The sequence below is a fragment of the Streptomyces calidiresistens genome (assembly GCF_014141525.1).
Lineage (GTDB): Bacteria > Actinomycetota > Actinomycetes > Streptomycetales > Streptomycetaceae > Streptomyces > Streptomyces calidiresistens.
On sequence record NZ_VKHS01000683.1, the window covers coordinates 1 to 2,948 of the forward strand.

Consider the following 2,948-nt stretch of genomic DNA (forward strand, 5'->3'; position numbering starts at 1 on the left):
ACGATCGTCGGCTCGGCCAGGGAACTGCTCAACGCCCGCTACGCGGCCCTCGGGGTGCCCGACGGAGCCGGCGGGTTCGCCCAGTTCCTCGTCTCCGGCATGAGCGAACGCCAATGGCGGGCCATCGCCCGTCCCCGGTGGTCCACCGACCCGGGACCGGGGACCTAGGCCGTTCCCCCGGCCCTCGCCGTCCCACGACCGATCCGCGTCCCCTCCCGCGGCGGTACCGTGCGAACCATGGCAACCGGCACCGGCCTCGCCGCCATCAGTGACGCGCTCCTCGCGATGAACAGCACCCGCCAGGTGCGCGACGTGCTGCAGACGATCGTCGGCTCGGCCAGGGAACTGCTCAACGCCCGCTACGCGGCCCTCGGGGTGCCCGACGGAGCCGGCGGGTTCGCCCAGTTCCTCGTCTCCGGCATGAGCGAACGCCAATGGCGGGCCATCGGCCCCCTGCCCCGCCAACACGGACTGCTCGCCGCGATGCTCCGACAGGCCGAGCCGGAACGCGTCGCGGACATCCGCCGCGACCCCCGCTTCGAGGGCTGGCCCGACGCCCACCCGGAGATGCGCGGTTTCCTCGGCATGCCCATCCTCGACGGCGAACGGGTGCTCGGAGCCCTCTTCCTCGCCGACAAACTCCCCGACCGGACCCGCCCGCGGGAGGGCACCGGCACCGAAGCGGGCGGGGGCCGCACCCGGGGCGACACCTCCTTCACCGAGGAGGACGAGGAACTGCTGCGCCTGCTGGCCCGCCACGCCGCGATCGCCCTGACCAACGCCCACCTCCTGGAACGCAGCCGGGAACTGTCCATCGCCGAGGAACGCGCCCGCATCGCCCGGGAACTGCACGACGCCGTCGCCCAGAAACTCTTCTCCCTGCGGCTGACCGCGCGCGCCGCCGCCGGCCTGCTGACCCGCGACCCCGCCCGCGCCGCCGCCGAACTCTCCGAGGTGACCCGTCTCGCCGCCGAGGCCGCCGACGAACTCCGGGCGGTGGTCGTCGAACTGCGCCCGGCGGCGCTGGAGGAGGACGGCCTGGCCGCCGTCCTCGACGCCGAGACCCGGGTGCTGGACCGGGCGCACCCGGCCCGGGTCGCCTTCACGTGCCGCGAGCCCGGCTCCCCGGGGCCCGACCGGGAGGAGGCGCTGCTGCAGGTCGCCCGCGAAGCCCTCCACAACGCCCTGCGCCACGCGAGCCCGACCCGCGTGGACGTCACCCTCGACCGGCGGGGCGCCCGCACCGTTCTGCGGGTGGTCGACGACGGCATCGGGTTCGACCCCGACTCCGTGCGGCGCGCCGGGCGGCGTCTGGGCCTGGTCTCCATGCGCGACCGCGCGCAGGCCGTGGGCGGCAACCTGAACATCACCTCGGCACCCGGCCGGGGAACCGTCGTCGAGATGGAGGTGCCACGTGGCTGACCCCGCCGCACCCATCCGGGTCCTGGTGGCGGACGACCACCGGGTCGTGCGCCGGGGGCTGCGGACCTTCCTGGAGATCCAGGAGGACATCGAGGTCGTCGGGGAGGCCGCCGACGGCGCCGAAGCCGTCGAACGCACCCGCGAACTGCGCCCCGACGTGGTCCTGCTGGACCTCAAGATGCCCGGCACCGACGGACTGGAGGCCCTGCGCGCCCTGGGCGCCGAGCCCGACACCCGGGTGCTGGTCGTCACCAGCTTCACCGAGCGCCGCAGCGTCGTCCCGGCCCTGCGCGCCGGGGCCGGCGGCTACCTGCACAAGGACATCGACCCCGACGCCCTGGCCGCGGCGATCCGCTCCGTGCACGCCGGACACGTCCTCCTCGAACCGGAGATCGCCCGGGCCCTGCTGAGCAGCGACACCGAGGGCAGGTCGGGGCGCTCGGGCACGCTCACCGAACGGGAGCGCGAGGTCCTCGCCCTGATCGCCCGGGGGCGGGCCAACCGGGAGATCGCCCGGACCCTCGTGCTGTCGGAGAAGACGGTCAAGACGCACGTCTCCAACATCCTCATGAAGCTCGAACTCGCCGACCGCACCCAGGCCGCGCTCTGGGCGGTGCGCAACGGCCTGGCCGAGTGAGCCGAACGTCCCCCGGCACCGCCCCGTCCCCTCAGGGAACCACCGGCCCGCCCTGCTCCACGAAGGCGTTGTAGGCCGCGACCCTGGCGCGTCGTGCCGTCCGCTCCACCGGGCGCAGCACCGCGTCCCGTGCCGCGATCTCGCCCGCGCTCACCGCGGCGCCGTGTTCCCCCGACGCGTTCGCGATTCCCACCAACAGACCCACCCGGCGGGCCAGCTCCAGCACCCGCGCGGCCCGGGGCGGGTACCCGGGCGCCAGGACCCGGCCCGCGCTCTCCGCCCGGGCCCGGTAGGCCGACAGCTCCGCCCGGGCGGTCGGCCCCGCGCCCGCCACCCCCATCCGCGTCAGCGCCTCCGTCGCGGCGCGCAGCGCCTCGGCCAGTTCCCGCTCCGCCTCCCCCAGCGAGGGAACGTCGGCGGGCGGCGCCCGCCGCACCGGGGCACACCTCCACTCCACCGAGACGTGCCGGTCCGCGGCGGTGCCGGCGCCCGGCCCGGCCCTGGTGACCACCGGAATCCATCCCAGCGCCGGACCCTCCGCGATCACCGCCTCACCCGCCTCCAGCGCCGCCGCGTTGAACTCCGCCGGACCACTCAGCCCCAACGGGTGCCCCGGAGCCGGCAGCGCGACCCGCAACCCCCGGGCGCCCAGCGCCCGCAGCCGGCCCAGGGCGAGGCTCAGGCCCACCGGACCGTCCTCCCCCGGCAGCCCGATCACCCGGTGCACGTCGTCACCGTCCGTCACCTCGCGCACCGCCTCGTCGGGCGACACGGTTCCCGCCAACAGCGCGTTGCCCCAGGCGGCCAGGCGCCCGGATCGTGGTTCCTCCACCATGTCCCCCACCTTAGGAAGAACCCGGGCGACCCCGCGCCCCACCACGGCCGGTCC

General features: G+C 75.7%; 3 protein-coding genes and 1 pseudogene. 3 read left to right on the forward strand and 1 reads right to left on the reverse strand.

What is annotated here, in order from left to right; all coding sequences use genetic code 11:
- From FOE67_RS21405 to FOE67_RS21415, 3 genes and pseudogenes are all read left to right on the forward strand, one after another.
- Positions 1-126: pseudogene (locus FOE67_RS21405) on the forward strand (diguanylate cyclase); the annotation flags it as partial.
- Between the two features lie 111 nt (positions 127-237).
- Entirely contained in the window at positions 238-1,422 is a 1,185-nt protein-coding gene (locus tag FOE67_RS21410; RefSeq protein ID WP_182666472.1) for a GAF domain-containing sensor histidine kinase, read from the forward strand.
- A complete protein-coding gene (locus FOE67_RS21415) occupies positions 1,415-2,059 on the forward strand; it encodes a response regulator (protein WP_323385238.1) in 645 nt (214 codons plus the stop codon). Before FOE67_RS21410 ends, FOE67_RS21415 begins: the two co-directional genes overlap by 8 nt.
- A 31-nt stretch (positions 2,060-2,090) precedes the next feature.
- Here the strand turns inward: FOE67_RS21415 and FOE67_RS21420 are convergent, their stop codons facing one another.
- The gene (locus FOE67_RS21420; RefSeq protein ID WP_182666473.1) at positions 2,091-2,894 is read right to left on the reverse strand and encodes an Rv1486c family protein; all 804 of its coding nucleotides are present in this window, start codon (positions 2,892-2,894) and stop codon (positions 2,091-2,093) included.
- Positions 2,895-2,948 lie beyond the last annotated feature (54 nt).

Excerpts from the sequence above, each read along its gene's own strand:
- FOE67_RS21410 (WP_182666472.1), top strand. The coding sequence starts at position 238 with ATGGCAACCGGCACCGGCCTCGCCGCCATCAGTGACGCGCTCCTCGCG.
- FOE67_RS21420 (WP_182666473.1), bottom strand. The coding sequence starts at position 2,894 with ATGGTGGAGGAACCACGATCCGGGCGCCTGGCCGCCTGGGGCAACGCG.